Raw genomic sequence first — 6,298 nt, 5'->3', positions numbered from 1 at the left:
GTGTTCCTGACTCTGGTCGTGCTGAATCTGGTGATCGGCTTTCAGGCCATCGGCGCACTGATGGTAGTCGGGCTGATGATGCTTCCGGCTGCCGCGTCGAGATTCTGGAGTCGCCGTCTGCCAATACTGATTGCCGTCGCCGCCGTCATGGGCTGCGTGTCTGTGTGGCTCGGCTTGCTGCTGTCGTTCTACTACTCGCTGCCCAGCGGCCCGGCCATCGTGCTGGTCGCGGGGGTCGGCTATCTGCTGTCGGTGGTGTTGGGACCGGTTCACGGTTTGCTGCGCCGCCCGCCTTTGCTCACATCCCAATGAGGTGTTTCCCGATGCGCGCTCTACTCGTGCTGTTCAGCCTGATGCTGTCGATGTCATTGTCGGCCGCCGAAAAACTGCCGGTGGTCACCAGCTTCAGCATCCTCGCCGACATGGTTCATCAGGTCGGCGGCGAGCACGTGCAGATCACCAACATGGTCGGTGCGGATGCCGATGCGCACACCTACGAGCCGACCCCTGACGACGCCAAGGCGTTGCTCAAAGCCAAAGTGATCATCAAGAACGGCCTCGGTTTCGAACCTTGGCTGGATCGCCTGGTGACCAGCACCGACAGCAAGGCAACGGTGATCAGTGCCAGTCGCGGGGTGATTCCACGTTCGCTCGATGAAGATGGCGAAACCGTTCCGGATCCGCACGCCTGGCACAATCTGGCGAACGCCGAGTTATACGTCGCCAACATTACCAAGGCGCTGATCGCCGCCGACCCGGGCAACAAGGCTGACTACGAGCGCAACAGCCAGACCTACCTCAAGCAGATCTATGCCCTGCTCGCCGAAGCCAAAAACAAACTCGGCGCGCTGCCGCCGGGCAATCGCAAGATCGTCACCAGCCACGATGCCTTTGGCTATCTGGGTCAGGCTTATGGCATCGACTTTATCGCGCCACAGGGTTTATCCACCGAACGCGAACCCTCCGCCGCCGAAGTCGCTGCGCTGATCACGCAGATTCGCCAGGCCAAGGTCAAAGCGGTGTTCATGGAAAACATCAAGGACGCGCGGCTGCTCAAGCAGATCGCGGATGAAAGCGGTGCGCACATCGGCGGCACGCTGTATTCGGATGCACTGGCGGCGAGCGGACCAGCGAGCACCTTTACCGGGCTGTTCGAATACAACCTCAATACGCTGTACAAGGCGTTGAGTCAGCCATGACTTGAGGTGCACTTCCGATCTATTCGCGAGCAGGCTCGCTCCCACAGTTGGAATGGGTTCCAACTGTGGGCGTCGCAGAGGGTTTAAGCGCGGGGTTTTACCGTGCCGCAATCCTGACCCAGCCACACCGCACGGGTTTCCAGGCTGCCCTTCTGGTTGATGCCGATGGCGTTGAAGGTGCCATTGGCAACGGTGGTGAATTCACGGTCACTGAGGAATGTCGCTACGCCGGTGCCTTGGGCTTTAGGGCAGCTGAAGCGGAATTTCCACTGGTTGCCGGTGCGTTCGGTGATCTGCTGTTTGCAGCCCGATTGCGGGTCGGCCAGCGGGATGTCGTTGGTCGCAACCTGCTGCGGCGTCAGGCAGGCGCGGATGCCTTTGCCGCCGATGTTGATGCCGTTCTTCTCCAGCGCCGCGCGCTGCTGCGGGGTGATCTGGCCTTGAATCTGGCCAAGGATCGATTGCACATCCATGGCCTGATCATCGACCTTTAGATTGCTCGAAGACATTTCCCACAACCCCGGCTGCAGCATTTGCGCCTGCGCAACCACCGGTAATGCCAAACCCAGGCCCAGCGCCAAACCCAGCAGACGAACGTTCATCGAGTAACTCCTGATCAGTTGTGGCCGTTAGACGCCGGCCGATTGCGTCGGTTCATGCACCGATTAAATAGAGACATTCGCGGCAGAACATGGTCTGTTAAGCATTGCATCTCGCGGAGCAAGGCTGCCCCATGGATTTTTTCGGACCGCACATTTTCGGTTACCTGATCGCCCTTTTGCACACACTCGGTTCGATCGCTGCAATCCATGCGGTGCTCACCGTACGCACCGCGCAAGGCTCGATCGCTTGGGCATTGTCGCTGATCTTCATTCCCTACCTCACGCTTATTCCATATCTGGTATTTGGTCGCAGCACCTTCGATGGCTACATCAAGGCCCGGCGCCAGGCCAACGAGCAGATGCGCCTGGCCATCTCCGAATTGAACTGGCGCCCGTGGGTGGAAGAAGCCCTCGCCGCTCGCGCTTCGAGTGCCTATGCCTCACTGCGCGCGATGCCGAAACTGGGGCGCATGCCGTGCCTGGCGAACAACGAGGTGCAACTGCTGGTGAACGGCACCGCGACTTTCGATGCGATTTTTCAGGCGATCGAACAAGCGAAGGAAGCCGTGCTGATCCAATTCTTCATCATTCACGACGATCGGCTCGGCCAGCGCTTGCGTGATTTGCTTTTGCAGAAAGCCGCTGAAGGCGTATCCATCCATTTGCTCTACGACCGTATCGGCAGCCATGCCCTGCCCCATCATTACGTGCAAGCGCTGCGTGATGCCGGCGTCGAGGTCAAAGCCTTTGCCACACGCAGCGGCTGGCTCAACCGCTTTCAGGTCAACTTCCGTAACCACCGTAAAATCGTCGTGGTCGATGGCGTGGTCGGGTTTGTCGGCGGGCATAACGTCGGCGATGAATACATGGGTGAGAAGCCACCATTGGCGCCGTGGCGTGACACCCACGTCAAAGTCCGCGGGCCGGTGGTGGCCTGCATGCAGGAATCGTTCGCCGAAGATTGGTTCTGGGCTGCTCGTACTTTGCCGCCGTTGATCCTTCCGGATACATACCCGGAGGATGGCGTGCTTTGCCAATTGCTCGCCAGCGGCCCGGCGGATGCCTACGAAACCTGCTCGCTGTTTTTCGTCGAAGCCATTCACGCAGCAACGCAACGCGTATGGATTACCAGCCCTTACTTCGTCCCGGACGAAGCAGTGTTCGCGGCATTGAGGCTGGCAGTTTTGCGTGGTGTTGATGTGCGCCTGCTGTTGCCGTCGCGGCCAGATCATCGCATCGTCTATGCCGCCTCAAGCCTGTATGCCTTCGAGGCGGTGCGTGCCGGGGTGCGGGTGTTCCGCTATCGACCGGGTTTTCTGCATCAGAAAGTGGTATTGATCGACAGCGAAATCAGCGCCATCGGCAGCGCCAATCTGGACAATCGCTCGTTCCGCCTGAATTTCGAAGTGATGTTGCTGACCGTCGACAGCGAGTTCGCAGCCGCCGTGGAACAAATGCTCAATGACGATTTCGCCCTGGCCGATGAAGTGGCCAAAGAAGAAAGCCGGGAGATCCACCGCCTGCAACAGGTCGGCATGCGGATCGCCCGGCTGATTTCGCCGATACTCTAAGCGCCCCGTTTCAGGGGTGGTAGATATCGTCGCGGGTCCAGGGCAGTTCGTGGCTGCCATCCGGATGCGCTTTCACGGCGAGGATCTGATGCAGGTTGATCCAGCCCCGCGCAAAGGCATACGCGCAACCGGCCAGATACAGACGCCAGATACGCAGTGCTTGCTCAGGCACCAGTTTCGCCGCAGCTTCGAGGTTATCCTCCAGTCGCTCGCTCCAGTGATCGAGCGTGCGCGCGTAATGCAGGCGCAAGCTTTCGACATCGACGATTTCCAACCCGGCTTCACTGATCTCGGCTGAGATCATCGCCAGATGCGGTAGCTCGCCGTTGGGGAACACGTATTTTTCTATGAAGTCGCCAGCGCCTCGTCCAACCGGGCGGCCATCGGTGTGTTTGGCGGTGATGCCGTGGTTCATCACCAGGCCGCCCTCCTTCACCGCGCCAAACAGCGTTGCGCAATACTCGGCGAGATTGGCATGACCAACGTGTTCGAACATGCCGACGCTGACAACCTTGTCGAAGCGGCCGTCCTGCGGCAGATCGCGATAGTCGAGCAATTGCAGTTCGACCTGATCTTCCAGACCTTCGGCCTTGACCCGCTCCTGCGCCAGCGCCAACTGTTCCTTGCTGAGGGTGATGCCGAACACCTTCACGCCGAACTCTCGTGCTGCAAACCGCGCCAGACCACCCCAACCACAACCGACGTCCAGCAGATATTCGCCCGGCTGCAAGCGCAGCTTGCGGCACAGATGGCGGAATTTGGCTTGCTGCGCCTGTTCGAGGGTCTCGCTGCCGGTTTCGAAATACGCGCAGGAATACACCATGTCGCTGTCCAGCCAGAGCTGGTAGAACGCGTTCGACAGGTCGTAGTGGTAGGAAATGGCTTTGGCGTCGGTGTCCTTGTCGTGATGCGCACGCACCGGCTGACTGCCTTCGTCCTCGTCGAGCAGCGCACTGCTCAACTCATCGCAGACCCGGATGACTTCGCTGATCGAGCCCTCAAGCTCCAGCTTGCCTTCGACGAATGCCGCACCCAGCGCATCCAGGCTTGGGTGGGTGAACTGAGTGACCATCTGCGGGTCCTTGACCACGATGGTGACGCTGGGCGTCGGCCCCAGATTGAACTCGTGGCCGTCCCAGAGTCGCAGGCGAAGCGGTAACTGCAGATTCTGTAAGGCCGGTGGAAGTTGCGCGAGCATGGAAAATCCCCCCTTGTTTCAGACGTCTGATCTGAGGGTAGACCAACCTGGAAAAATAGCAGGCTATCGATTCGATCGGCCTTGTTTATCGTGATCGGCACATCGGCTGAACGCCACAGACGACGCGCCTTACGATAGATGACTGCCTGCGCACTCGGCGGTTCGATGAATTTTCTTTCATTTAGCGTGAGCGTCGAGCCTGAGCAATGGCTCCTGAAAGCGCAGCAAACGTCCGGCGTTGCCCAATACCAACAAGGTACTCAGGTTATGCAGCAGCGCTGCAATCATCGCCCCGGCGGCGCCAAGCCAACCGAAAGCCGCGAAGACCACGATCGCCAGCGTCCAGCCGAGGCCGATAATCACGTTGACCTGCAAAGTACGCCGACACTGACGACTCAAGCGCACGCAGGTACCGAGGCGACGCAGATCGCTGCCGATCAACACGATGTCCGCCGACGCCAGGGCAATGTCGGCGCCGCCAGCGCCCATCGCCACGCCGACCACGCCGGCCTTGAGCGCGAGCGAATCGTTGATGCCGTCGCCTACCACCATCGGGCGGAAGCCGTGGTCGATTTCCTTGAGCACGCGATTAAGTTTGTCCTCCGGGAGCGCTTGCGCCTGGACTTCGTTCAGCCCGACTTCCTGCGCCAGGGTTCGGGCCACACTGTGGCGATCCCCCGTCAGCAACAGTTGGCGCCCCAGCCCCAGTTCGCGCAATTCGTTCAAGGCGAAGCGCGCTTCCGGTTTGATGCTGTCTGCCAGCAGCAGCCAGGCGAGGAATTCACCGTTTAAAGCCAGGCCGGCAATCGGGCCATCATGTTCAGGAACAAGGGTGGTTGTGATACCCAGTTGCGTGAACAACTCTGGACGACCGAGCGCAGCTTCGCCCTTCTCTGTCGTCGCCACTACGCCCAGGCCTTGGCGCTCATGGATGTTGGTCAGAGGCCAATACGCTTCCTGATCAACCAGCCCAGCGAGTGCCCGGCTCACCGGATGACTGCTTGCCGCGCCAAGACTGGCGGCCAGTGTCTGCACTTCGGCGGTTTCCGCATTCAGGCTGTCGATCGACTGCAAACGCAAGGTGCCGTACGTCAGCGTGCCGGTCTTGTCGACCACCAGCGAGGTCAGATCGGCGAGTTCTTCGAGGAACGCCGAGCTGCGAATCAGAATCCCGTGACGCGCGGCGACGGCGACACCGGCAATCGCCGTGGCCGGCGCCGACAGCACCAGCGCACACGGACACGCCGCCACCAATACCGCGAGCATTGCTTGCGCATCATGGGTGACGAACCAGGTTACCGCCGCCAGCAACAAGACCAGCACCATGTAGCTGCCGGCATAGCGTTCGAGCAATCGCGTAATCGGCGGTTTCGAGCGCTCGGCGTTTTGCATCAGCGCGATGACTTTGCCCAAGGTGGATTCGTCACCGGTACGGGTGACTTCGACGCGCAGCAATCCATCGAGGTTGATCGCGCCGCCGAACACCAGCATGCCGACGCCCGCTTCCACCGGTACCGACTCACCGGTAATCGACGCCGTATCGAGACTCGCCTGGCCGGACAATACCCGACCGTCCGCCGGCACCCGATCACCGGCCCGCACCTCGACAACATCGCCAGCGCTGAGCGTGCCGTTGTCCACTTCGATGATCGAACCGTCTGCTTGCAGCTTGCGCGCATGGCTGCGGGTCAACTGGCCAAGCGCATTGATCGCTTCCTGGGAGCCGAT

6 protein-coding genes are annotated in these 6,298 nt (G+C 60.3%); 3 read left to right on the top strand and 3 right to left on the bottom strand.

Translation table 11 applies throughout. The features are described from left to right. A partial coding sequence (locus D6877_RS16495; protein WP_178083698.1) for a metal ABC transporter permease occupies nt 1-312 on the top strand: 312 nt, incomplete at its 5' end. Between the two features lie 11 nt (nt 313-323). After that, nucleotides 324-1,199 carry a metal ABC transporter substrate-binding protein gene (locus tag D6877_RS16490; protein WP_130911471.1) on the top strand — a complete coding sequence of 292 codons (876 nt, stop codon included), beginning with the start codon at nt 324-326 and terminating at the stop codon, nt 1,197-1,199. 83 nt (nt 1,200-1,282) lie between these two features. Here the strand turns inward: D6877_RS16490 and D6877_RS16485 are convergent, their stop codons facing one another. Next, entirely contained in the window at nt 1,283-1,801 is a 519-nt protein-coding gene (locus tag D6877_RS16485; RefSeq protein ID WP_016772436.1) for a DUF3617 domain-containing protein, read from the bottom strand. 131 nt (nt 1,802-1,932) lie between these two features. Between D6877_RS16485 and cls the strand changes: the two genes are divergently transcribed. Continuing rightward, nucleotides 1,933-3,372, top strand: coding sequence for a cardiolipin synthase (cls, locus tag D6877_RS16480; protein WP_130911470.1), 1,440 nt, complete (start codon nt 1,933-1,935; stop codon nt 3,370-3,372). 10 nt (nt 3,373-3,382) lie between these two features. Here cls and cfaB read toward each other — a convergent pair whose 3' ends face one another. Both cfaB and D6877_RS16470 read right to left on the bottom strand, forming a co-directional pair. Further along, nucleotides 3,383-4,570 (bottom strand): C17 cyclopropane fatty acid synthase CfaB, encoded by a 1,188-nt coding sequence (cfaB, locus tag D6877_RS16475; RefSeq protein ID WP_130911469.1) that lies wholly within the window; start codon nt 4,568-4,570, stop codon nt 3,383-3,385. Between the two features lie 177 nt (nt 4,571-4,747). Continuing rightward, nucleotides 4,748-6,298: heavy metal translocating P-type ATPase (locus tag D6877_RS16470; RefSeq protein WP_130911491.1), on the bottom strand; the 1,551-nt coding region annotated here is incomplete at its 5' end.

The sequence above is a fragment of the Pseudomonas sp. Sample_9 genome (assembly GCF_004307535.1).
GTDB classification, from domain to species: Bacteria; Pseudomonadota; Gammaproteobacteria; order Pseudomonadales; family Pseudomonadaceae; genus Aquipseudomonas; species Aquipseudomonas mercuritolerans.
Note: the sequence above shows the minus strand (reverse complement) of the source record. Positions and strands in the feature narration are given on the sequence as shown.